The following is a 25887-nucleotide window of genomic DNA, read 5'->3' on the forward strand; positions in this document are numbered from 1 at the left end:
TTTATAACATGATAAACAAGAATGTATACAATAAAAAAAATATGAAGCAATACAAATTAATAGGTCCATTTACTCAACTTATATCTTTGGAAAACTCTAATCTTAAAGGCCCAATAAAAGATGAGAATCTTACTATTATAAAGGAAGCCGGAATCCTAATCAAAGGAGATAAAATTGATACTATTGGAACATTTTCTGATCTAAAAAACGAAATCAACGCATTACGCACAGAACTTATAGAGTTATCTTCAAATTATATCTGTGTTCCTGGATTTATAGACTGTCATACTCATATCTGTTTTTCTGGTTCTAGAGCCAGAGATTATGCTATGAGAAATTCTGGAAAGTCATATTTAGAAATCGCCAAAACTGGTGGTGGTATATGGGACACTGTAACTCAAACAAGATTAGCAAAAAAAGAAGAACTCGCAGATGGAGTAATAAAGAGAGCTAATAGTTTATTAAAAAACGGAATCACTACAGTTGAAGTAAAAAGTGGGTATGGGTTATCTATCGAAGAAGAATTAAAAATGTTACGTGCTATACAAAATGCAAATGATACCACTAAAACTGATTTGGTCCCTACATGTCTTGCTGCACATATACTTCCGAAAGATTTTAATGGTAATCATAGTGCATACCTTGAAGAAATTAGTAATTCGTTATTTCCGATATTAAAATCAGAGAAACTTACAAATCGAATTGATGCTTTTGTCGAACAAAGTGCTTTCACATCTACCGACATCTATCCATACTTTAAGAAAGCTAAGGATATGAATTTTGACATCACGGTTCATGCTGATCAGTTTACTCCCGGAGGTAGTGAAATTGCTATAAAAACAGGTGCCATTAGTGCTGATCATTTAGAAGCAAGTACTCAAAAAGAAATTGATCTGTTGGCAAAAAGCAATGTTATTTCTGTTGCTCTACCAGGAGCTTCTATTGGTCTTGGATGTGATTTCACTCCTGCAAGGAAGATTTTGAATGCAGGAGGAGCTTTAGCAATAGCAAGTGACTGGAACCCTGGTTCGGCACCTATGGGAGACCTATTAATGCAAGCCTGTATTCTTGGTACTTTTGAAAAATTGAGCAATGCAGAACTTCTTGCCGGGATTACCTCAAGAGCAGCAGCAGCACTTCACCTAACAGATCGAGGAAGGTTGGTTTCTGGTATGTTGGCAGATTTTAACCTGTTTAAGACGGATCATTTTAATGAAATTTTTTATCACCAAGGTAAGTTAACTCCGTCCCAAGTATGGAAAAGAGGTGATTTAGTATATCAACAATAAATTTAATTTTTATGTGAGGTCGATATCTAGAAGAATTGAGGAATACTTATAATAAAGCATATCATATTTCTACTTTGATAAATATCACGGCACATCTAATTCGAATACATCATGGCAACTTTTAAAGAACAAGTACTTCAAGGAATTCCAAAGATATTACCTACTAAAAAGTCTTTTAATCAAAACATTAGTCGCGCTCCAAAACGGAAGCAAATCCTATCTAAAGAAGAAAAAAAGCTAGCTATTAAAAATGCGCTGCGATATTTCCCTAGTCATTGGCATCAAGAACTGGCAAACGAGTTTTTAGAAGAGTTAAATGAATTTGGTCGTATCTATATGTATCGCTTCATTCCCGAATATGCGATGCATGCCCGTCCCATTGATGAGTATCCCGCACAAACTAAACAAGCAAGCGGAATCATGCTCATGATTCAAAACAACTTAGACCCTTTAGTAGCACAACATCCATATGAGTTAATTACGTATGGTGGTAATGGAGCTGTTTTTCAAAATTGGGCTCAATATGTACTGACTATGCAATACCTCGCCACCATGACCGAGAAACAAACATTGCATATGTATTCTGGTCACCCTATGGGATTATTCCCTTCTTCTAAAGATGCTCCCCGAGTGGTTGTTACTAACGGTATGATGATTCCTAATTACTCTAAACCCGATGATTGGGAAAAATATAATGCTCTTGGCGTAACTCAATATGGGCAAATGACAGCAGGCAGCTATATGTACATTGGTCCGCAAGGGATCGTTCACGGTACAACCATTACTGTAATGAATGCATTTAGAAAAACATTACAACCCAATGAAACTCCCGCAGGCAAAATATTTTTGACCTCAGGATTAGGAGGCATGAGTGGTGCTCAACCTAAAGCAGGAAATATTGCAGGTTGTATTACGATTTGTGCCGAAGTTAATCCAAAAGCTGCAAAAAAACGTCATGAACAAGGTTGGGTAGATGAAATTATTGATGATCTGACTGATTTAGTGACCAGAACAAGAAAAGCTATACATAGTCAAGAAATCGTTTCTATTGCATATCAAGGCAATGTTGTTGATGTTTGGGAACGGTTTTATGAAGAAAACATTCATATCCAATTAGGTTCAGATCAAACGTCTTTACATAATCCATGGTCTGGAGGATACTATCCTGCGGGGTTAAGTTATAACGATGCTAATGAGATGATTAGCACTAATCCTGAAGCTTTTAAAACCGAAGTTCAGAAATCATTACGTCGCCATACTGAAGCGATAAATAAACACACCTCCAGAGGAACTTATTTCTTTGATTATGGTAACGCATTCTTGCTTGAAGCTTCCAGAGCAGGTTCTGACGTCATGGCAAAAAATGGTATTGATTTTAAATACCCTTCTTATGTTCAAGATATTTTGGGACCCATGTGCTTTGATTATGGATTTGGTCCATTTAGATGGGTATGTACATCGGGCAAATCAGAAGATCTGGACAAAACTGATCAGATTGCACTTACTGTAATGGAATCTATTAAAAAAGTTTCTCCTCCAGAAATACAACAACAAATGCAAGATAATATCACATGGATAAGAGAAGCAAAACAAAATAAACTTGTGGTTGGGTCTCAAGCTCGTATTTTATACGCAGATGCAGAAGGTAGGATCAAAATAGCTCAAGCTTTTAACACAGCAATACAAACTGGAGAAATATCAGCACCTGTAGTTCTGGGGAGAGATCATCATGATGTTAGTGGAACAGACTCCCCATATCGGGAAACCAGTAATATTTATGATGGTAGTAAATTTACCGCAGATATGGCAATTCATAATGTAATTGGAGATAGTTTTAGAGGAGCCACATGGGTTTCTATTCATAACGGTGGTGGTGTTGGCTGGGGAGAAGTTATTAATGGAGGATTTGGACTATTACTGGATGGATCTAATGAAGCTTCAGAAAAATTAGAGCGTATGTTATTTTATGATGTAAATAACGGAATTTCAAGAAGAAGCTGGGCGCGTAACGAAGAAGCATTATTTGCTATAAAAAGAGAAATGAAACGTACTCCACAACTGAAAGTTACACTACCCAACATTGTCGAAGACGAAGTACTATCTGATATTATATAAAAGATTGATCAAATCATAATAGAATTTAAGATGAAAAACTATAAAAAAACTGATACAACACTTTGGACCGGTCGTATCTCTGATGATCAATTATACCTACATGAAAAAATAAAATGTGTTAACCTTGAAAACAAGATACTATCAAAACCCAAGAAACAATCTTTTACTCTTTTAGGATACACTTGCGATGAAGGTGTCAAAAGAAATCACGGAAGAATTGGCGCTGTAAAAGGCCCTGATCATATAAGAAAGATGTTGGCAACACTTTCTAATCATTTTAATGATCAAATAGATATTCTCGATGTAGGCAATATTACTTGTGAACAAGGAAATCTTGAAGATACACAACTAGAGACTTCAAACATTATTGCTTCACTTTTACAACATCAGAATTTTCCTATTATTTTGGGAGGAGGTCATGATTTAGCCTATGCCCACTATAATGGAATCAAAAAGCAATTTCCAAATAAAAAAATTGGAATCATAAATCTCGACGCACATTTCGATCTTAGAAAAACTGCAAATCAAGGTACTTCTGGAACTCCTTTCTATCAAATTTCAAAAGAAAATGATTCATTCAATTATTTGTGTCTGGGAATCCAAAAAGCCTCAAATAACAAAGAGCTTTATAAAATTGCTAACGAATTAAATGTTCGATATCTAGAGAACACAGAATATACAATTCAAAACAAAAATAACATAGCTACAGTAGTTCAAAATTTTATTGCAAAAGTGGATTACATATATCTTACTATAGATCTAGATGGTTTTTCTTCTGCTCTTGCTCCTGGAGTTAGTGCACCTTCTCCATTTGGTTTTTCTGTTGATATCGCAATGGAAACTATAAAATGGATTTGTAACTCTACAAAACTAATTAGTGCCGATATTGTAGAATTTAATCCAAAATATGACATTGATAATTGTACTGCTCGATTAGCATCCAGGTTAGTTAATCATATTATAGAGTGTATATTGATGAATAATTTTTGCAACAGAGACTATCCAAAGGCAATAAATACCGAAGAGAAATAATTACACAAACAACTCTCTAATACCGAATTTCAAATCTCAGAAACTCAAATAAAATATATTGGAGAAAAACATGCCTTATATCTAATTTTTAAAGAAGATACCAATACGGCATTGGGATATTGACTGGTTTACCATATAATCAAATAGTAGGGCATCTATTAATCTTCTCCCACCTACTCCTTTTTCATATAAAAATAACCCTTCAAATATGCGAGATGAAGGGTTTTTAGGGCAAAAAAACAAAACTTTCTACTGTATCTTAAAAATGCTTATAAACGGTACCAAAGCAAAGTACGATAAGCTTATTTAAGAAAAATCTATTCTTATTATTACTTACGAATCGCATAGCTAGAAGCTTGGGGAAGTTCTTTCAAAAAATTAACGATACTCATAAAATTGAGCCCGAATGTTGAATAAAAGTGATTCATGACGATGTGATTTAAGGTTAACTAGCACTAACATAATCACTTATTAACAATAATACAAGAAAAATGTTTATTATTTGTTAATAATTTGTTGAAAATAAATAAAATGACGATAAAAAACATTTTTATTATTAAAAATAAAAATATTAGAAAGTAAAAACTTACTTTTAATGTTAATAACTATGTTGATAAACTCGTTAACTACTGCTTATCAAGAGTTTACAAATCAATCAGTTAACAAAAAAGTGTAAAAAAGCATTTATAAACAAATTCAAACTTTTGTCTAAATTGCAAACATGAAATCTGCCACCGTTAAAGAGATTAAAACAGAACTAAATGAATGTTCTCACCAAGATCTGATAGAACTATGTCTTAGGCTATCGAGATTTAAAAAAGAAAATAAAGAGTTACTTACTTATTTATTATTTGAATCTGGAAATGAGGATCAATATATCGAGAATGTGAAAAATGAGGTAGATGAACAATTCACAATAATCAATATAACATCATATTATTTTATCAAAAAAAGCGTTCGTAAAATTTTACGTACAATTAAAAAATATATTCGATATTCAAAGAATAAAGAAACCGAAATAGAACTACTTCTTTATTTCTGTAAAAAACTCAAAGATTTCGAACCTTCTATAACAAGCAATTCTGTTCTCATGAATATTCATAACCGAGAAATAGCATCGATCAAAAAAAAAATAACCTTATTACATGAAGATCTTCAATATGATTATAAATTAGAATTGCAGAATCTTTACTTCTAAATATTACACAGAGCACTAACCATACAATTGTTAAGTGTAATCATCAATTATTTCTAAAATGATTCATTTTTATCATGTTACAAATAATAAATGATCTAGATTTGTGTTTAGAATTAACAACTAAAGAGCATTAAGTAATGATCATTTAAGTATTTGGTATTATCTTTGTCTCTTATTAACTAATTTAAATTATCACAATGAACAAAGGAACAGTAAAATTCTTCAATGATGCAAAAGGGTTTGGATTCATTACAGAAGAAGATTCAAACAAAGAACATTTTGTACACATCTCAGGATTAATTGACGAAATTCGTGAAGGAGACGCAGTTGAATTTGATTTGCAAGAAGGTAAAAAAGGATTGAACGCGGTAAACGTGAAAGTATTATAAGATATACTATTTGATTTTTTAAAGTATTAAACCTGTCTGATTTGACAGGTTTTTTTATTCTAAATGATTTATTTCTATCAAATACCTAACTTATTCAAACATAAGTGATACAAATTCGGCAACACAGGCTGGTTTTTCTATATTCTCAATTTCGACTGAACACCCCCATGTGATTTTCAACCCATTAGTACCATACGCTTCAATTTTAGTTATTTTACTATGCAGTCGTAAACGGCTATCAACAGGCACCGGGTGAGGAAAACGCACTTTATTTAGACCATAGTTTACTCCCATAACCAAACTTTCTACAATAACAAGGTCCATAAGCATTTTTGAAAGCAAAGAGACAGATAGAAATCCATGGGCAATTGGTTTCTTAAAAGGAGATTCTTTTGCTGTTCTTTTAACATCAACATGTACCCATTGAAAATCCTGGGTGGCTTCTGCAAAAGTATTGATCATTTCTTGAGTGACTAATACCCAATTACCTGTTGGTAATGGTTTGCCTTCATTCTTTTTAAAATCTTCGAAATTTTTACACTTTAATTGTCCCATATTATTGAATTACTTGAAGAACATTAGTTTCAAATCATCTTGAAACTCCCCCATCAATTGTCAAACAAATACCTGAAACATAAGAAGCTTCATCTGATGCCAAATACAAATATCCATGAGCTATATCCATTGGAGTAGCTGCTTTTTGTAATGGTATTTGCTTTTTAATTCCTTCCAGATGCTCTTCAGGAATTTGTTCTGTCATTTCTGTGAGTGTAAAACCCGGGGCTAACGCATTGGCGGTAATACCATATTTCCCAAGCTCTACAGTCCAAGTTTTGGACATAGCAATGACACCTGCTTTTGTAGCCGAATAATTTGTTTGTCCAAAATTACCTCGTAAACCTACATTAGAAGCAGCAGAAACAATACGACCATAGTTTGCGTCTTTCATATACTTCGAGATGACTTGAGTACAAAGAAAAACGCCTTTTAAATTCACCTCAATCACAGCATCCCATTCTGATTCACTCATATTATGTAATGTACGATCCTTGGTAATACCAGCATTATTAATTAAAATATCAATCTTACCGTAAGCTTTAAAAATCCTTTCGGCTTCTTTTTCTATCGCAACCTTATCTGTTACCGAAATTTTAGTAAATTCGGCTGTATTTCCTTTTTCGCTAATTTCTTTAGCCGTTTTCTCACCATCTGTCAACAGATCCCAAATAATTACTATTGCTCCTTGTTTTGCAAATAAATCAGAAACGGCCTTTCCTATTCCTCTAGCTCCTCCTGTAACTATTGCTACTTTATTTTTTAATCTCATTTTTATTATCTTTTAACTCATACTAAGAGCATTGTATAACTATCTTACCTTTAACCTCTCTATTTATCATTGCTTTTAATGCACTTGACGAATCCTCTAAAGGGTAAATTTTATGAATATGAGGTTTTAGCTTACCTTCTGCATGCCACTGCATAAGTTCCATAGTATTTTGCATATTCTTTTTAGGGGTTTTTACAGCAAAACTCCCCCAAAAAACACCGACAATTGAGCAACCTTTTAAAAGAGCAAGATTAAGCGGTATCTTAGGGATACTTCCTGCAGCAAAACCTACTACCAAATAACGCCCATCCCAAGCCATTCCGCGAATAGCCATTTCAGAATATTCTCCTCCAACCGGATCATATATGACATCAACTCCTTTTCCGTTTGTTAATTCTTTAATTTTTAATTTCAGGTCTTTATCTGTATAATTTATAATTTCATCGGCTCCATATGCTGCACACAACTGTAGTTTTTGATCATTAGAAGCCGCTGCAATTACTTTTGCTCCCATAAGCTTCCCTAATTCTACCGCTGCCAAACCCACACCTCCTGAGGCTCCTAATACCAAAAGTGTTTCTCCTGATTGAAGATCAGCTCTGTCTTTTAATGCATGATAAGAGGTGCCATATGCCATCATAAAAGAAGCGGCAATAGGGAAATCCATCATAGGTGGCTTCTTAAAACATGCATTTCCAGGAACAGCTACCTCTTCTGCATATCCACCATGCATTACAAATCCAAAAACTTCATCTCCTGATTTTACATGAGTGATGTTTGCTCCTACTTCTTTTACAATTCCTGCAATATCACTTCCTGGAGTGAAAGGTAACTCTGGTTTAAATTGATATAACCCTTGAATAATTAATGTATCTGGAAAATTGACTCCGCAAGCTTTTACCTGAACAATAACTTCGTTTTCTTTGGGAGTTAAATCATCTAATTCTTCAAACACTAATGCTGAAGGAGGACCGAATTGTTTACAAACAATAGCTTTCATCTAGTTTATTTTTATAACCTCTATTCTTCAATTACCTTTAATACTAATTTCCCTTTCTTATCTCCAGAAAACAATCGCAAAAACGTTTCATGAAAGTTTTCTATACCATCATAAATATCTTCTTTACTTTTTAATTTTCCTTGTGCAATCCATCCTCCCATTTGCATAGCGGCTTTAGCATAATCTTTAGCATAATCCATTACTAATATCCCTTGCATAGTTGCACGATTAACCAATAATGATAAATAATTCGCTGGTCCTTTTATAGCTTCTTTATTATTATATTGCGAAATAGCCCCACAGATAATAACACGAGCATTAAGACGTAATCGACTTAAAGCTGCATCTAAAATTTCTCCTCCAACATTATCAAAATACACATCAAGCCCTTTTGGACATTCACGTTTTAGGGCTTCGTATATATTCTCTGATTTATAATCAATAGCACTATCAAACCCCAACTCATCAATAAGATATTTACATTTTTCTTTACCTCCTGCAATACCAATAACACGGCATCCTTTTATTTTAGCAATCTGCCCAACAATACTTCCAACAGCTCCTGCCGCTCCTGAAACCAATACAATATCACCTTCTTTAATTTTCCCTGCCTCCAAAATTCCAAAATATGCTGTCATTCCTGGCATTCCCAACGTCCCTATATACATAGGCAAAGGAGCTAAATTTGAATCTACAGGGTACCAATTCTCACCATTCGTTACTACATATTGCTGTACACCACCCCAACCAGTTAAATAATCTCCTTCTTTGTACTTTGGGTGATTATTTACTTTAATAACTTTACCCACAGAGCCAGCTCTCATAACATCATCAATTTGTATAGGTTCTATATATGATTTGGCATCATTCATCCAACCACGCATCGCCGGATCTAACGATACATAATGTTGCTGAATAAGCACTTCTCCTTCTTTAAGCTCTGGAATGGGATTAGATTGTAATTCCCAAGTATCAGAAGCAGGAAGACCTACTGGGCGTTTCTTAAATATCAATTGTTTATTCATAATTTTTTCTTTTGTAGTTAGTCAAGTATATTTTTATAATGAAGTTCCTCCGTCTAAGGTTATTGTTTGTCCTGTAATAAATTTTGTGTTATCCGAAGCTAACCAAACCACGGCATCAGCAATTTCCTCTGCTTGACCATATCGTTTCATTGGAATTACACTTTTTAATCGTTGATCCATATCTGGTCGAACAGAAAGCAATTTATCTAATAAAGCAGATTCTGTATACCCAGGACATACAGCATTAATACGGATATTCTTTGTTGCATATTCTAAGGCAGCAGATTTTGTCATACCAACCACTGCAAATTTACTTGCACAATATGACAGGTTATTAAGCGAAGCTTTTAAACCTGCTAAAGAGGCTATATTTACAATGTTTCCCCCTCCTTGCTTTACCATCTGTTTTAATGCTGATTTCATACAATAAAAAACTCCAGTTTGGTTCACAGCAATCACACTATCCCAATCTTCTAAGGTATAATCTGCTGTTCTCGTCATATGTTTTGGGCCAATCCCGGCGTTATTTACCATTATGTCTAATCGTCCATATTTTGATACGGTTTTGGTAATAAGTTGTTCTACCTCATCAATCTGAGCTACATTTGCTGCTATTACTGTTGCATCACCTCCTTGTTGAAGGATCTCTTTGGCAATTTTTTGTGCTTTTTCTTCCTTAATATCAGAAACTACGACTATAGCTTGATGTTTGGCAAAATGTTTAGCCGTTGCAGCACCAATACCAGAACCTGCACCGGTCACAATTACTATTTTATCTTTTACTTCCATATCCTTAAAATTAAAATCAATAGTCTTTTTATTTAAACATTTACAGTAATATACTTTTATAATTTAATCTCTTCTAACCCTTCATATTGATCTATAATTGCAGGATAATGTTCTTTCATATTATTAAAAATAAAATCAAGGGGTACATCTTCAAAATGGCCATAATCATCAAGATATTCCATAAAAACATTTCCTGCGTTATTGAATTCCTGAAACATAGAGTCATTTTCTCCATCAAAATCAAGAGGAGCTACATTACATTTTCTGCATAATGCTTTATTAAAAGCGGGTGATACTTTCAACCATTTACCATCAAGAAATACATTTACCATTCCGTGAGGAGTCAATTCATTTGTTCCGAATTTTTCTATTAATCGTTCTACTCCGATATGGTTTTTCACTTTTGCCAGGTGAATTCTTGCTGGTATTTTTACTGCTCTCAAACACGCTATCAAAAGGATAGATTTATCCACACAATGGCCTTTTGGTCTTTGTGCAATATTACTTGCTATATACCCTTCTTTTATAAGACTTATCTGATAGGGATCATACCTCCATTCATCTCTTATTTTAAGATATAGTCCAATAGCTTTTTCTTTTGGAGTTAACGTACCAGTTTTAAATTCTTTGACTAGCTCCTGAATTTCATCAGTTTCATAATCAAAATAATATGTAGAAGCTAAATAATCCATTTCTTCTTCTTTTTTAAACTTCATCTAAGGGTTGTAACATCAATAAAGTTAATATTCTTATTAATCTATTTTATTTTTCTGAATCGCTTGTAAGGCTAGATTACAAAGTAACTCGGCTGCCTTATTTAATTGTGCAAAACGAGGATCTGTCGTTAAACCTTTGTTATATCTGTAATAAATCTGTTGTGCGATTACTGCTATTTTAAAAAGGCCAAATACATAGTAAAACACTAAGTGATCCACATCTCTTCCACTTTTTTGAATATATAGTGCTACAATCTCACTTCTTCCTGGATTACCATCCATAATTGTTGGTGACGGAATTCCTTGCTGAACAAAAGGATGATCTGTTGCCATTGTCCAATACCCCAATGAAGTTCCTAAGTCCATTAAAGGGTCACCAAGGGTAGCCATTTCCCAATCTAATACTGCTATTACTTCTTTCCAGCTATCATCTTTAAAAACAACATTATCATACTTAAAATCATTATGAACTAAACTGTGTCGATATATTTTTGGCTGATTTTCCTCCATCCATCGCATTACTTTTTCAGCTGCGGGAACATCATCGGTAGCTGCTTTTAGATACTGTTTCCCCCAATTCAAGACCTGACGTTGTACATATCCATCAGGTTTTCCAAGATCTTCAAGTCCGACAGTTTTGTAATCTATCGCATGAAGTGCCACAAACGTATCTAACCAAGAATCTGCAATAGTCTTAAAACTATCTGGAGAAATATTTCTTTTTTTAGCTTCATTAACATTAAGGATAATACCATCTATTTTTTCCATAATATAGAATGGACTTCCAAGAATACTTTCATCATCAGTAAATGCAAACATTTTTGGAACTTTGGGGAAAGTCGCGTAGATACCCGATTGCACTTTAAATTCACGTCCCATATCATGACCTCTTTTTATGGCTCCAAAAGGAGGACGACGTAGTACATATTCTTTACTCTCAATTTGTAGCAAATAAGTAAGGTTAGAATACCCATGTGTAAATTGAGTTACTTGCCAATCGCTTTGATGACTATCTATAAGCCCTTCTTTCTGAAGAAACATTTTTAACGTTTTCTCGTTTAATTCTTCTCCTTTACGTACGTTTTGCATTGTGTTAGATTAATTAAAGGTATTCGATATGCTGCTTTAGACTAACAATTTGGTTTTTTATTTGTATATCATTTTAAATCTATATCTTCTTTTCTGCATAGGTATTGATCACACTTTTACCCAGTTGATACATATGCACCTCATCAGGGCCGTCTGCAAGGCGAAGCATACGTGCTGCTACAAAGAAATGTGCTAATGGAGTATCAGGCCCAACTCCCATACCACCATGAATTTGCATAGCTCTATCTATAACTTTTAATGCCATATTGGGTGCTACAATTTTGATCATTGCAATTAAGTCTTTTGATACTTTATTTCCTGCTTTATCCATTTTATCAGCTGCAGAAAGAGTCAATAATCTTGCCTGTTCTACTTCACATTGTGATAGTGCAATCTCTTGGCGTATACTACTATAATCTTTAAATGTCTTACCAAAAGCAATACGTTCTGAAGCTCTTTTTGACATCAACTCCAAAGCTCTTTGTGCCATTCCTATCAACCTCATACAATGATGAATTCTACCTGGCCCTAAACGCCCCTGGGCAATCTCAAAACCTCTTCCTTCACCAAGAATCAGGTTTTCTTTAGGCACTCTTACATTCTCAAGTAAAATTTCGGCATGTCCTTCTGGAGAATCATAAAATCCAAATACAGATAGAGGTCGAATAATTTTTAATCCAGGAGTATCCATAGGAACCAAAATCATACTCTGTTGTTGATGCCTTGCTGCTTCCGGATCTGTTTTTCCCATTACAATAGCGATCTTACAGTGAGGGTCCATCCCCCCCGAGGACCACCATTTACGACCATTAATCACATAATCATTTCCATCTCGCCTGATTGAAGTTTCAATATTTGTAGCATCAGAAGAAGCCACTTGTGGTTCTGTCATCAGAAAAGCAGAGCGAATATCTCCGTTCATTAAAGGTTTTAACCATTGTTCTTGCTGATGAGAAGAACCATATTTTGCCAAGACTTCCATATTTCCTGTATCAGGAGCATTACAATTAAATACTTCTGATGACCATAGAACGCGCCCCATGATTTCTGCCAAAGGTGCATATTCTAAATTGGATAAACCAGGACTTAAGCTCCCATAATTTTTTGGTAAAAAAAGATTCCATAACCCAGCTTCCTTGGCCTTTATTTTTAATTCATTCATGCCTGACCAACGTTGCCAACGGTTATTCGGGTCATAAACAAAAGTGCTCACTTCCTTTTCTACTGGGAGAATGTGCTCTTCAAAAAAAGCAGTAAGTTTTTGTTGAAGTGAGGTTATTTTTTCTGAATACTCGAAATTCATGCTTTACAATATTTAAATGGGTAAGATCCTTCTTTTTCAGAAAGAATATTTGGCAATCAGCCTGCTATCATATATCCTCCATCTGCATTATAAACACTACCTGTCATATACGATCCAGCATCTGAAGCCAATAAACATACTATTCCCGACATTTCATTTGGCATACCCATCCGAGAAGTAGGTAACGTCTTTTCTATTTTTTGAAGCAATTTTTCATTTTGCCATAATGCTGCACTAAATTTGGTTTTAATCAGTCCCGGACAAATTACATTTGCACGAATACCATATTGTCCCCATTCTTTTGCTTGATTCTTTGTCAACATTAATAAAGCTGCTTTACTGGTACTATACAACCCTAGGCCTGCGCCCGGATGTAAGGCCTCTACCGAGGCTATATTGATAATACTCCCTCCTCCTCTTTCTTTCATAGAAGGTAAGGTCAAATTGGATAATGCCCATGGCGCTTTGACATTAATATCCATAATCTTATCAAAAACACCTTCCTCTGCATCTTCAATAGGTCCATATATCGGATTTATAGCAGCATTATTTACCAAAATATCAACACCTCCAAAATGCGTTGTTGTTTTTTGAATTAGATGCTCTCTTTGATCTGCTTTTCCTATATGACATGCTATTCCTATTGCTTCTAAACCTGCTGATTTAAATTCTGATGCAACTTCATCTACAGCATCCTGACTTCTACTACTTATAACGACCTTAGCGCCATGCTCAGCCAAACCTTGTGCTATAGCTTTTCCTATTCCTTTACTAGAACCAGTTATAATAGCTACCTTCCCTTCTAGATGAAATGATTTTTTTATACTATCCATTATGGGTTATTATGGTATTTAAAAATTAAACGACTTAATTAAAAACTTCTTGCTCTCCTGCTATAGTGAGAATTTCTTCATTCATAAGAATATCTGCAAGACCATTAGTTTTTGGTAATTCATATTTAAAATAGAATTTCATAGTATGAATCTTACTTTCATAAAATTCCTCAGTATACTTTTTCTGAGCCGTTATTAATGCATTTTTAGAATGACATGCGATATCTAACCATACCCATCCCATTGTTATATTACTAAAGAATTCCATAAAGGGGGTAGCATCAGACAAGAAACGTTCATAATCTCCTTTTTGAGCAAAACCTATTAAGAACCCTATTACTTTTTGTGCCAATTGTAATTTATCTCCAAGTTTTGCAGCATACTTCTTTAGTTCATCATATTTAGAAGCCTGCTCTATGGTTTGCATAATCTCATTAGTTAATAAATTCAGAGCTTTACCATTCTCCATAAGTAGTTTTCTACCTAATAGATCTTGTGACTGAATTCCTGTAGTTCCTTCATAGATAGAAAATATACGAATATCTCTATGGTATTGTTGTAATATAAAATCTGAACAAAACCCATATCCTCCTAATACTTGTACTCCATTAGATACGGCTTGTGCTCCCATTTCTGATGGATATGTCTTTACCATAGGAATAATCAACTCTAATAGTAATCCATATTTCTCTTTTTCGTCTTTATCCTGAAGTGTTTCTTTAAGGTCAAAATACTTTGAAGCAAGAAGCACCAAACTTAGAGAACCTTCTGCAACAGCCTTTTGTAACAATAACATCCTTCGTACATCTGGATGATTTATAATTAAGGTTTGTCCTTGTTCTGGGTTTTTCTTTCCATCGCTTGCTAATTTTCTTCCTTGCGGACGCTCTTTTGCATATTGTAATGAAGCTTGATATGCCGCCATTGTAATCGCAGCAGCTCCTCTACCGACAGCTATTCGAGCTGCATTCATCATCATAAACATATATTTTAATCCTTGATGCGCTTCTCCAACCAACCAACCGTGACAATCATCTTTATCACCAAAACCAAGATGAGTTGTACAATATCCTCGTTGACCCATTTTCTGAAAATCTGCCACTGTCGTTACATCATTTGGTGTAAGGTCACCGTTTTTGTCTGGTCGTTTTTTAGGAACAACAAATAATGATATTCCTTTGGTTCCCTGAGGAGCTCCTTCTATTCTAGCCAACACCAAATGAACCATATTTTCTGCATATTGATGGTCTCCTCCAGAGATAAATATTTTTTGTCCAGAAATCTTATAATGACCTTTATCAGATGGTATGGCTTTAGTCACAACATCAGATAAAGAACTTCCGGCTTGTGGTTCTGTAAGACACATGGTTCCTCCCCACGCTCCAGAAAGCATCTTAGGCACATAGGTATCATTAAGATTAGCATTACCAAAATGCACAATTAACTCAGCAGATCCTATAGTGAGGCCAAGATACCCTGGTAAATGATTATTAGCAGCATCTTGAATAAAAGCCGAAGCTGTATACACCATCATTGGCAATTGTAACCCACCTGCATCATAATCAAAAGTCCCAGAGATGAGTCCCATTTCTCCTCCTTTTTTCATTATAACATCCACCTGCTTATGAACGATAACTTTACCATCTTCATAATAGGCAGGATGTTCATCCATCTCTTTGATATATGGAAATAATTCTCTATCAGAAAACTCTTTAACCGAGTCTATAAACATATTTAGAGATTCTTTATCATGATCTTTAAAGCGATCTTGTCTTACTACATCTTCTAACTCATGTACATCATATAAAAGATACTTAAGCGTTTCTATATCAATATATTCATTAGCCATTGTGTGAAGTTTTTAGAAATTGAATACTAATACTTCACTAAAGTTCGGTAATATTTAAGAAATTCTAATTAAACCTGTTTAATAAATATTAAATTTTAGATACTCTTAACTTTTTATACCATATCTAATATTTTATTACGAATAAGACCATCTTAATCCTCATGAACTAAAAAATTATCCTTTCTCGCTTAATCGCTTTCTTATTTTTGAAAGTCCAACTGGTGTTAGTCCAAGGTATGAGGCAATTAAATATTGTGGGACTCTTTGGAAAAGTGTAGGGCGTTTTTTTAATAATTCCAAGTATCTTTCCTGATTAGTAAGGTTTCTATGTTGATTGATACGCTGAAAATTAATTACGAATGTTCGTTGCATTGACAATCTACCAAAACGCTCTAGCTGATGTGAATGATCAAACACCTTTTGTTGATCTGTTTTTGAAATGGTATATACCGTGATATCTTCTAATGCTTCTAGATAAGCTACAGAAGGAATTTCTTGTATATAAGCATATAGATCAGTAAAGAAATAGCCTTCGGTAAAAAACTCCATGACTCTAGTAGTACCCTGTTCTACTGTATAATAAGAGACACAACCTTCTTTCATAAAATAAAAATCTCCAATATATTGATCTGGTTTTAATAGAAACGCGCCTTTTTTAAAAGTTTTCTTTCTAAAAAACCGAAGTCCAAACTCCATATCAGAATCGCATACCTCTGTAAATGATCTTATTTTCTTTTTTAAGTCTTCCAAATTATTATTATCTCTTCAACGAAAGAACAAAATATTTATTGATTTGCAAAAGTAAACTACTAATCTATTAGATAAATTAAATATTAGAGTAATGTTTAAAAACCTAACATAAGACCGTTCTATCTGTGTAGTCAATTTTACGGTTTTACCGTAAAAAAAACTTAACAATTGTTCGTAGCTTTAGGGTAGCTAATTAAAACCTATATGCACCAGCATAAGGAAGGATATCAAATACCCCATCCCATGTAGTGCTTACCCCCTATGGATACACTTAATTTTTATCAAATATTAATTTTTCTATTTCAAGGGTTTGTTGTTGCTTTCCTTATTTTACTTCTGTTTCGGTTACGAACTATGATTGGCTTAGGGATTTTATTTACTTCACTAGGATTATTTCAATTTATACAAGTTTTTCTGGCAAGTACACTCTATTTTGAAATATCAGATCTTATTGTAGTTTCACCGGGTTCATCGGTTTTATTTTCTGCTACACTTTTTTCAATACTGCTAATTTACATCAAAGAAGATGCTATTACTGCCAGAAAATTAATATATGCTTTAGTTATTGCCAATGCTGTGTTGTGCTTTCTTTTACTTTCCTTTAGAATGAATATTGAAGGCGCTAACAATTATAATCCTTTTGACGTTTCTACTGATTTTTTCTATACCAGTGTGCTTGTACTATTCATTGGGACAGGTATACTTTATCTAGATTCTATATTGATTATTTTTTTGTTTGAATATATCTCTAAACGTACTTCAAATCTGTTCTTTCGGATATTAATAACAATGGTGTTGGTCTTAAGTTTTGATGCTATCTTTTTCACCTTGGGATCATTTAGGTTTTTTAAGGATATTGAAAAGATTTTATATTCTGGACTCGCCTCCAAAAATTTCATGGCAATTTTTTATAGTATCATTTTTACGATTTATTTAAAATATTTTGAAAAAGAAGAGTATCAAACTAATTATATAACTTTCAAAGATATTTTTCATTCTCTAACTTATAAACAGAAGTTTGAGGTAGCCGAAAAAGCCGTTCAGCTTACAGAAAGTAGGTATCACACATTAACTAATCTTGTCCCTGTAGGTATTTTTATGACTCTTGCTGATGGTAAAACTACGTTTGTAAATCCAAAATGGTGCGATATCTCTGGAATATCGGAAAAAGATGCATTGGATGATGGATGGTTAAATGCCGTTCATCCTGATGATCGAAAAAAATTAAAAAAAGGCTGGTATAACGCTGCTGATAAAAGAGAAGCTTCTGACGCAGAATATAGATTTCTTAAACCTGATGGCTCTGTTATTTGGGTATTAGGCCAAGCGATTCCAGAATATAATGAGAATAACCAAATTATTGGATACGTAGGAACAATAACCGATATCACTGAGATTAAATTATATGAACTCGAATTAAGCAGATTAAAAGATAAAGCAGAAGAAAGTGACAGGCTTAAATCTGCTTTTTTGGCAAACATGAGCCATGAAATCCGTACACCAATGAATGGTATACTCGGTCTTGCAGAACTACTAAATGAACCTAAATTATCTGGTGACGAACAACAACTCTACTTAGATTTAATCAAAGAAAGTGGGGCCCGAATGCTAAACATCATTAGAGATATTATTGATATTTCTAGAATAGAAGCCGGTCAGGTAAAAATATCTATTGATACTATTAATATCAATGAACAAACTCATAAATTATATACCGCCTTTAAACCATTAACAGATAAAAAAAGTATTATTTTATCACTATCCAATGGACTATCGACAGAAGACGCCAGTATCAATACAGATAATGAAAAACTTCATACAATTTTAAACAATTTGATGAAGAACGCAATAAAGTATACTAGTGAAGGTGGTGTCGAATTAGGATACCAAAAAGAAGGTGAAAATTTACTTTTTTATGTAAAAGACACGGGTATTGGTATTGCTAAAAATCGTCAAAAAGCAATTTTTGATCGGTTCGTTCAAGCAGATATAGAAGAAGAAGATCGTTATGCTCTAGAAGGTGCTGGTATAGGATTATCAATTGCAAAAGCTTATGTTGAAATGTTGGACGGTAAAATTTGGTTAGAAAGCAAAAAAGGTATGGGTTCTACGTTCTACTTCACTATCCCTTTTTCCAAAAATTGAATAATACTTAAAAAAACCGTACTACTTAATTCAAAAACTTTAGGTTAAATTATCCTTCAAAAAAAGTAATAACTCAAGGATATTATAGCCGTCACTTCATAATAGAAAGATTCATATGTATTGAAATTCAAATATTTTAGAAAAGAAAATTATAAAATCAGTACATATAAAATTAGAGGCATGGTAACATTTTATTCTTTTACAACACATACTTGTATACTTTTATAAGTTCTCCTTATCAAAAGTAAATAGCTAATTCGTTGATTTTATGTTTATAAAGAAAATTTTATATTCGCAATATACCTAATGCTCTTAGTTTATGTTTAGAAATCCTTTTTCCTTCTCGGGAAGAATCCGTAGACTCGAATATGGTTTGAGTTATATTATATTTTTGGCTGCTTTTTTTATGATGGGAATGATAATTGAAGTTTTTGATGAAGCAGAGTCTTTATTCTTCTTAATTATTTTACCTGGGTATTGGTTTATAATTGCACAAGGAACTAAACGTTGTCATGACCTAGGTAGTAGTGGCTTTTTTCAATTAATTCCTTTTTATGGACTGATCATGATTTTTGGAGAGGGACAAGATGGAAATAATAGATATGGGTATAACCCAAAAGAAAACCATATTCCTACTACTCCAAAAAAACCTTTTCAATTTAAAGTTGCCTTACCCAAAAACAGAACTATCCTTGATATTGGTAATGAATTATTATGTATAGCTTTACTTAACACTCTATTCGCTATAATTATTAAGAATTACATACAATTAGAAGGAATTCGGTTATTACTCATTGGATTCTCTTTTATACCATGTTACTTCCTATTGTTAGTTCTTAGTCATAAAAGAAGTGCTTTACCTAATTTAAAGCCTTATCTTTTTAGACATAGAGTGATGTACGCAATTATCATTTATGTTCTTATTCAACTATATAATTTGGTCTTTCTAAATTTAGATTTCAGTGTTGATACTATTGTATCCGGAATCTTTCTTATACTCCTAATTACGGGAATCACATACATTCCTTTTTTGATCTATCCTCGATATTTTAAAAATGAAGTTAGTAATGACGAAAGAAACAATTCAGAAATTATAAAATATTGAACATTTGAAACCAAAATACTACTCTTATACTTCTTTATTATTACTTGGGTTAATTATTTTTTTTGGCTACATCAACAGGATTGTTTTAAAAGAATCAATTATGTGGTCTGATCGCAATTTGGTATGGACAGATTTTGAAATTGTATCTGATATGCAGGACGGTTTTGATGCTTCTGTCTATTCAGAGATTTATTGTCCAAATCGAATTACATCAACAGATTCTAAAGTATATGCATATATGGATCCCAATCAATCCGAACGGCTATTAGATACTTTATATGACCAACAATTGTTAAAGCATGAGCAATATCATTTTAATATAACAGAATATTATGCTCGATTAATGCGTAAAGAAATTGTAAAAAAAGGGCGAAAAAAAATATCAAAATCAGAGTTAAATCGTATCTACGAAAAATATGAGATTAAACGAGATAGTATGCAAGAAGTATATGATAGTATCTCAGAACACAACACAAATCAACAACAGCAACGCTATTGGGAGTTAAAAATTGATGACCTTCTTCGTCAGACAGCATATTATCAAAATCCAGATATCCTAAGCTATCAAAATTATATCAAAAAAGACACAGAGTATTTTAAACACATATACCATACATTAGAACATAAAACTCTCACTGCATATCCTGTTAGTGATATAAATCGTAAATATGGTAAATGTTACCAGGTAATCAGAAAAGATAATGAAGTAATTATAAAATTTTACAGCAATGGAAAATTAATCAATGGAGGATATTTTGAAACTGCAATAACCAAAATCACTCGCCCAACAGATAATTCTTTGGAGATGCATTATTATAATGCTGATCGTAGTTATAATACTAAATTAAAACGCACCATTAGCAAGGTACATTGGAATATTAATAAGGATATGACAATCTCCTATTTTGATTCAAACAACACTCCTGTCATTTATAAAGCTGTACATAAAATATTGTGGAAAAGAAACCCAAAAAACAATAATTTATATGCTACATATTATGATATTGATGGTAAATATATTACAAATAGAGATGGAGCTCATCACGAAAGAAGAGCATTTGACAATCAAGGAAGAACGGTAAAAATAGAGGCTTTTGATAATAAAAACAATCCTATAAATGACAAAGATTATATCTCTGTTTATGATTACGTTCTTGATGAATATCATAAAATAAAAAGGGTAAGATTATACAACAAAGAAGGAAACTTTGCAACTCATCTTGATGAATACAACATACATTATATATATGATGAACGAGGGAATTTAGAAAAATCAGTCAACCTGGATCAAAATGGAGATCTTATTGAAAATAAAAATAGTATTTGTACTTATGAATATACAAACGATTTAAATGACAATACCACAAGTGTAAAACGATATAATGCCAATGAGTTACCAACTACAGGCTATGATGATTATTTTCATGAAGTAATCGATTATGATACAAAAAATAGAATTCTGTTTAAAGCTAAATACCATCCTAATTATGTACTAGTATTTGACGATGTTAAAAATGGAGCTTTAAAATATGAATATGATAACGACTCTATTTACTATACTTACAATACAGATGCATTTAATAATATTTTTAACAATGACCATGGTGTGGCCGTAACAAAAAGACATACAAATAAGGGAGGTCATACCATAAAAGAGGTTTTTATGGATTCGCAAAAATGTTTTGCTACTTCTGAAGAAGGAATCGAAACACTTTCTTATTCTTATGATAATAGAGGAAATTTAATTAAAAAAGCAGGATTAGATTCTATTGGTAATCTAAAACCATTTAGTAAAGATATAGCAATAGTGCGTTGGGAATACGATAATCAAAATAATAGAACAAAAACCACCTATTATAATGTAAATGATCAATTAGCAAATGGAGAGCAAAATGTTGCCTATAAACTTTTCAATTTTAACAAAGACAATATGCTTGTTGAGCGTTTAAATTACGATAAACATAAGAAACCTACTCTTTATGACGAGGTATTTAGAACAAGATTTTATTATGATAAAAAAGGTAAAGACACATTAGTACTAGGATTTAATATCAGAAATCAGCCTATTAATGGTGTGTCAAAAACAGTTTCAAAGTATAGTGAGTATGGTAAAGAAATTCGAAGAATTTACTATAACTCCAAAAATAGAAGAACAAATAATTATAATGGTGTAAGTGCAATTGAGTATTTATATGATGATCTTCATCGATACATTGGATATCGTAATTACAATCAATATGATCGCCCTACAAACGATTGGCAAGGTGTTTTTTCAGAACAAAGAGTTTTAAATCAAGCTGGTTATATTACAAAATTCTCTTACTTTAACAAGTATCAAAAGCCTGTTATAGGACCTGATGGATACCATAGTATCAAATATATCTTTGATGATTCACATTTTATTACCAAGGAAAGTATGTATGGAACCGATAATGCACTAAAGCCTAATAGTTATGGGGTGGCTATATATGAATATACCAGGGCTGTTTCTGGTCTTATTCATAGTATTAAATACTATGATGAAAATAAAGAACCGATTGAAGCATCAGATGGCGCTGCCGAATTGTACTATAAACCAGATATGAATGGTTTATACTATTTAGATAAAAAATATAATGCTGAAGGAGAGGAAATCATTGAAAAAGAGAATGAGGACGAAATTAGCAGTGAAGAAGAGACTCAAACAGAAAAAAAAGATCAATAAAATTATAGCAACCTATAATCAAAAAAAACACTTAATTTAAGTTACTCATCATAATCAGAAATCTAATGAAAAAACTCACATACAAAGTTATAGAAGATGAACAAACTCTCGTTTACGAAGAACTATACAACTCCAAGAATGAAGTTATCTATTACAAAGATTACCAAGCTAATCCACATGCAGAGAAAAAAATAACGTTTAACGATTTAGGTCTACTTGTCGAAGAAATTGATCTTAGTGATGGTAATGAATTAAACAGATTAGAACTTATATATGATAAAAATGGAAGAAATACTGAAAGAAATTTCTTCTTTGGAACTGATCTATATGAAAAAGTTATCACAGAATACTCAGAATCTGGACATGTAAAAACAACCTATCAAGACGGAGAAGAAGTAGATAGATTGGTAACTGAAACTAATGGAAAAAATTATGTGAGTAAATTTTATCAAAACGAAAAACTCATTGAGAGCCAATTTTCTGAATATGATACGATTAATAAATGTAATGAAATCAAAATCTATGACAGTGACAACAATTTAATTGCCATTAGAAAAGAAACCTATAATCATGCCGATGAAGTTATAAATATTGAAGATGTTAATGAAAATGGTAATCTATTATCTGAACATACTTATGAGATAGAAAAAGGACTAACTCTTAAAGAGGTACATAGAGATTTTAGAGCAGGAGAAAGTGAATATAACATCTCAAGAGAATATGATTTTAATAAAAACCTGATAAAAATGGAAGTTAGAGCAGCAAACAATCATTTAATTGAATTTTATCTTTCTACTTATGATGATAAAAATAGGTTAGCTGAGGAAAAAGGGGTTTCTAATGGTAGTTTTAATGCTATATATGGTTCATATACCAATGGAGAAGAATATCATTTTATACACAAATATGAAAACTAAACTTTTCAAGAATATTCTATAGATTTCGAGCATTTGGATAAAACGACATATCCCTTTTTTAAATGCTATAAAAAAGGGATATGTTGTTTATTATCTTTTGAACTATAATTTATTATTCCATTCGGGTGATTTTTGCACCAATTGCTCTTAAACGTTCATCAATATTCTCATACCCTCTATCTATTTGCTCAATATTATGAATTATTGATGTTCCCTTTGCACTCAGCGCTGCAATCAACAAAGAAATTCCAGCTCTAATATCAGGAGAAACCATAGTTGTAGCTTTTAATGTGGACTTAAAATCATGACCAATAATTGTCGCTCTATGAGGGTCACATAATATAATTTTTGCTCCCATATCGATTAACTTATCAACAAAGAACAAACGACTTTCAAACATCTTTTGATGTACCATTACTTCTCCTCTAGCCTGTGTAGCTACAACCAATACAATACTTAATAAATCGGGTGTAAATCCAGGCCATGGTGCATCAGCAATTGTCATAAAAGATCCATCTATATAACTTTCTATCTGATATCCATTGTTATGTGCCGGAATATAAATATCATCTCCTACTTGTTCTAATGTAATACCCAATTTTCTAAACGTATTCGGTATCAATCCAAGATTATCCCAACTTACATTTTTAATTGTAATCTCACTTTTGGTCATTGCTGCTAAACCTATCCAAGATCCAATTTCAATCATATCAGGTAATATTCTATGGGTACATCCAACCATTTCTGTAACACCTTCGATGGTTAGTAAGTTCGAACCTACTCCTTCGATTTTTGCTCCCATGCTATTCAGCATTTTACACAATTGTTGCAAATAAGGTTCGCAAGCAGCATTATAGATCGTTGTCGTTCCTTTAGCCAAAACAGCTGCCATTACAATATTTGCTGTCCCGGTTACAGAAGCTTCATCAAGTAACATATACGTCCCTGTTAAACCTTCTGGCGCTTCTACACCATAAAATCGTTCTTCTTTATTATATCTAAACTCTGCCCCGAGGTTAATAAACCCTTCAAAATGAGTATCTAATCGTCTTCTCCCTATTTTATCACCACCTGGCCTAGGAATATATCCTTTACCAAACCTAGCTAGTAAAGGTCCAACAATCATAATAGATCCTCTTAGCCCACTTCCTTCTTTTTTAAAGCGTTCACTCTCTAGATATTCAAGTTTAAGTTCATCACTCTTAAAGGAGTATTCTCCTTTTCCCAGTTTTTTGATTTTTACACCAAGATTTCTTAGGATTTCAATAAGTTTATTGACATCTCGTATATCAGGTATATCAGAAATTATAACTTCTTCTGGAGTTAATAATACTGCACAAAGAATTTGTAAGGCTTCATTTTTTGCTCCTTGAGGCGTAATTTCCCCTTTAAGCTGATGGCCTCCTTCGATCTGAAAAGTCCCCATGTACTTGTAATAATTAGTGGTTAATAATTGGTAGTTGGTAAAGATTTAGTAGCGTTTCTTTCCGCGATTATTGCCTCGATAATTCTTTTTACCACCGCTATTGGTATTATGTTTTTTCTTTTTCCCTCTTAAAAGATTAGATGAATCTGTTAAATCTTCATTACTTCCTTTTAAATTGATTTTACCTTCGCTTAATTCGAAAAGATGGTTAAAAATCGCGCTATCTTCGACAGTATCCTTATTCCAGTTCAAGTAGCATTTTTTCATATGATTCGCAATAGTCATGGTAAGAGCATTTTTTAAATCTCCTTCTTCCCAGCCATTCGCAACATCGATCATTCTTTTTATATTATTTCCGTAAAAACGATACTTAGGGAAATTTTGAGGATACTTAAGAGGTTCTGGTCTCTCTTGTAATTTTTCTTTTGTTAGTACAGGAAAAGGAGTATCAACATCAAGTTTAAAATCACTCATTATAAATAATTGATCCCATAATTTATGTTGGAAATCTGGTACATCTCTAAGATGTGGTTGTAGGTTTCCCATTACTGCTATAATGGACTTAGCAACCTTATTACGTTCTTCTCTATCCTCAATAGCAATTGCATGATTGATCATTTTTTGTAAATGACGACCATATTCTGGTATAATGAGCTTTTCGCGCTCGGTGTTATATTCTAAAGTGTTAATATCCATAAAATGTATGTAAAAATTGTGTAGAAATAGTTTTAAAAATCAATATGTATAAGTGATATCATCTAGATTTCCTGAAGAGTAATTATATGTAATACACATATAAACTTCTATTTGACAATTGATTATTTTATAGACTATTCTATATTTTGTTCCGCAAAATACTAAAATAAAACAAGTAAGTTATGGTCAA

General features: G+C 32.8%; 22 protein-coding genes. 9 read left to right on the top strand and 13 right to left on the bottom strand.

Annotated features, from left to right (window positions below):
- The first annotated feature begins 41 nt into the window (after window positions 1-41).
- The 5 genes from hutI (at window position 42) to DK442_RS20430 (ending at window position 6023) form a co-directional block, all read left to right on the top strand.
- Entirely contained in the window at window positions 42-1289 is a 1248-nt protein-coding gene (gene hutI, locus DK442_RS20410) for an imidazolonepropionase (RefSeq protein WP_109437874.1), read from the top strand.
- Between the two features lie 111 nt (window positions 1290-1400).
- A complete protein-coding gene (locus tag DK442_RS20415) occupies window positions 1401-3404 on the top strand; it encodes a urocanate hydratase (protein WP_109437737.1) in 2004 nt (667 codons plus the stop codon).
- A 30-nt stretch (window positions 3405-3434) separates the two neighbouring features.
- Window positions 3435-4436: a formimidoylglutamase gene (gene hutG, locus DK442_RS20420; RefSeq protein WP_109437738.1), complete on the top strand. Its 1002-nt coding sequence runs from the start codon at window positions 3435-3437 to the stop codon at window positions 4434-4436.
- A gap of 721 nt (window positions 4437-5157) precedes the next feature.
- Window positions 5158-5634 (top strand): hypothetical protein, encoded by a 477-nt coding sequence (locus DK442_RS20425; RefSeq protein ID WP_109437739.1) that lies wholly within the window; start codon window positions 5158-5160, stop codon window positions 5632-5634.
- A gap of 197 nt (window positions 5635-5831) precedes the next feature.
- Entirely contained in the window at window positions 5832-6023 is a 192-nt protein-coding gene (locus DK442_RS20430) for a cold-shock protein (RefSeq protein WP_103068606.1), read from the top strand.
- A 90-nt stretch (window positions 6024-6113) separates the two neighbouring features.
- On the opposite strand, the gene DK442_RS20435 is transcribed toward DK442_RS20430, so the two are convergent.
- The 11 genes from DK442_RS20435 to DK442_RS20485 form a co-directional block, all read right to left on the bottom strand.
- Window positions 6114-6578: a MaoC family dehydratase gene (locus DK442_RS20435; RefSeq protein WP_109437740.1), complete on the bottom strand. Its 465-nt coding sequence runs from the start codon at window positions 6576-6578 to the stop codon at window positions 6114-6116.
- A 34-nt stretch (window positions 6579-6612) separates the two neighbouring features.
- On the bottom strand, window positions 6613-7350 hold the full coding sequence (gene fabG, locus DK442_RS20440) for a 3-oxoacyl-ACP reductase FabG (protein ID WP_109437741.1): 738 nt from the start codon (window positions 7348-7350) through the stop codon (window positions 6613-6615).
- A 22-nt stretch (window positions 7351-7372) separates the two neighbouring features.
- Window positions 7373-8350 (bottom strand): NADPH:quinone oxidoreductase family protein, encoded by a 978-nt coding sequence (locus DK442_RS20445; RefSeq protein WP_109437742.1) that lies wholly within the window; start codon window positions 8348-8350, stop codon window positions 7373-7375.
- Window positions 8351-8370: 20 nt separating this feature from the next.
- Complete coding sequence (locus DK442_RS20450) at window positions 8371-9378, bottom strand: NADP-dependent oxidoreductase (protein WP_109437743.1); 1008 nt, start codon at window positions 9376-9378, stop codon at window positions 8371-8373.
- Window positions 9379-9408: 30 nt separating this feature from the next.
- Window positions 9409-10164 (bottom strand): SDR family NAD(P)-dependent oxidoreductase, encoded by a 756-nt coding sequence (locus tag DK442_RS20455; RefSeq protein ID WP_109437744.1) that lies wholly within the window; start codon window positions 10162-10164, stop codon window positions 9409-9411.
- A gap of 56 nt (window positions 10165-10220) precedes the next feature.
- A complete protein-coding gene (locus tag DK442_RS20460) occupies window positions 10221-10880 on the bottom strand; it encodes a transglutaminase family protein (protein ID WP_370444671.1) in 660 nt (219 codons plus the stop codon).
- A gap of 36 nt (window positions 10881-10916) precedes the next feature.
- Window positions 10917-11969, bottom strand: coding sequence for a phosphotransferase family protein (locus DK442_RS20465; RefSeq protein ID WP_109437745.1), 1053 nt, complete (start codon window positions 11967-11969; stop codon window positions 10917-10919).
- Window positions 11970-12048: 79 nt separating this feature from the next.
- Window positions 12049-13272, bottom strand: coding sequence for an acyl-CoA dehydrogenase family protein (locus tag DK442_RS20470; RefSeq protein ID WP_109437746.1), 1224 nt, complete (start codon window positions 13270-13272; stop codon window positions 12049-12051).
- A 56-nt stretch (window positions 13273-13328) separates the two neighbouring features.
- Entirely contained in the window at window positions 13329-14105 is a 777-nt protein-coding gene (locus DK442_RS20475) for an SDR family NAD(P)-dependent oxidoreductase (RefSeq protein ID WP_109437747.1), read from the bottom strand.
- A 34-nt stretch (window positions 14106-14139) separates the two neighbouring features.
- Window positions 14140-15954 (bottom strand): acyl-CoA dehydrogenase, encoded by a 1815-nt coding sequence (locus tag DK442_RS20480; protein ID WP_109437748.1) that lies wholly within the window; start codon window positions 15952-15954, stop codon window positions 14140-14142.
- 174 nt (window positions 15955-16128) lie between these two features.
- A complete protein-coding gene (locus DK442_RS20485; RefSeq protein WP_109437749.1) occupies window positions 16129-16704 on the bottom strand; it encodes a Crp/Fnr family transcriptional regulator in 576 nt (191 codons plus the stop codon).
- A 261-nt stretch (window positions 16705-16965) separates the two neighbouring features.
- On the opposite strand from DK442_RS20485, the gene DK442_RS20490 reads away from it, so the two are divergent.
- From DK442_RS20490 to DK442_RS20505, 4 genes are all read left to right on the top strand, one after another.
- Entirely contained in the window at window positions 16966-18849 is a 1884-nt protein-coding gene (locus tag DK442_RS20490; RefSeq protein ID WP_109437750.1) for a PAS domain-containing protein, read from the top strand.
- 319 nt (window positions 18850-19168) lie between these two features.
- Window positions 19169-19954 carry a DUF805 domain-containing protein gene (locus DK442_RS20495; RefSeq protein WP_109437751.1) on the top strand — a complete coding sequence of 262 codons (786 nt, stop codon included), beginning with the start codon at window positions 19169-19171 and terminating at the stop codon, window positions 19952-19954.
- A 100-nt stretch (window positions 19955-20054) separates the two neighbouring features.
- Window positions 20055-22658, top strand: coding sequence for a hypothetical protein (locus DK442_RS20500; protein ID WP_109437752.1), 2604 nt, complete (start codon window positions 20055-20057; stop codon window positions 22656-22658).
- A 65-nt stretch (window positions 22659-22723) separates the two neighbouring features.
- A complete protein-coding gene (locus DK442_RS20505; RefSeq protein ID WP_109437753.1) occupies window positions 22724-23575 on the top strand; it encodes a hypothetical protein in 852 nt (283 codons plus the stop codon).
- 112 nt (window positions 23576-23687) lie between these two features.
- On the opposite strand, the gene murA is transcribed toward DK442_RS20505, so the two are convergent.
- Both murA and DK442_RS20515 read right to left on the bottom strand, forming a co-directional pair.
- Complete coding sequence (murA, locus tag DK442_RS20510) at window positions 23688-25001, bottom strand: UDP-N-acetylglucosamine 1-carboxyvinyltransferase (RefSeq protein WP_109437754.1); 1314 nt, start codon at window positions 24999-25001, stop codon at window positions 23688-23690.
- 45 nt (window positions 25002-25046) lie between these two features.
- On the bottom strand, window positions 25047-25697 hold the full coding sequence (locus tag DK442_RS20515; protein ID WP_109437755.1) for a DUF4290 domain-containing protein: 651 nt from the start codon (window positions 25695-25697) through the stop codon (window positions 25047-25049).
- Window positions 25698-25887 lie beyond the last annotated feature (190 nt).

The sequence above is a fragment of the Aquimarina sp. AU119 genome (assembly GCF_900312735.1).
GTDB classification, from domain to species: domain Bacteria; phylum Bacteroidota; class Bacteroidia; order Flavobacteriales; family Flavobacteriaceae; genus Aquimarina; species Aquimarina algiphila.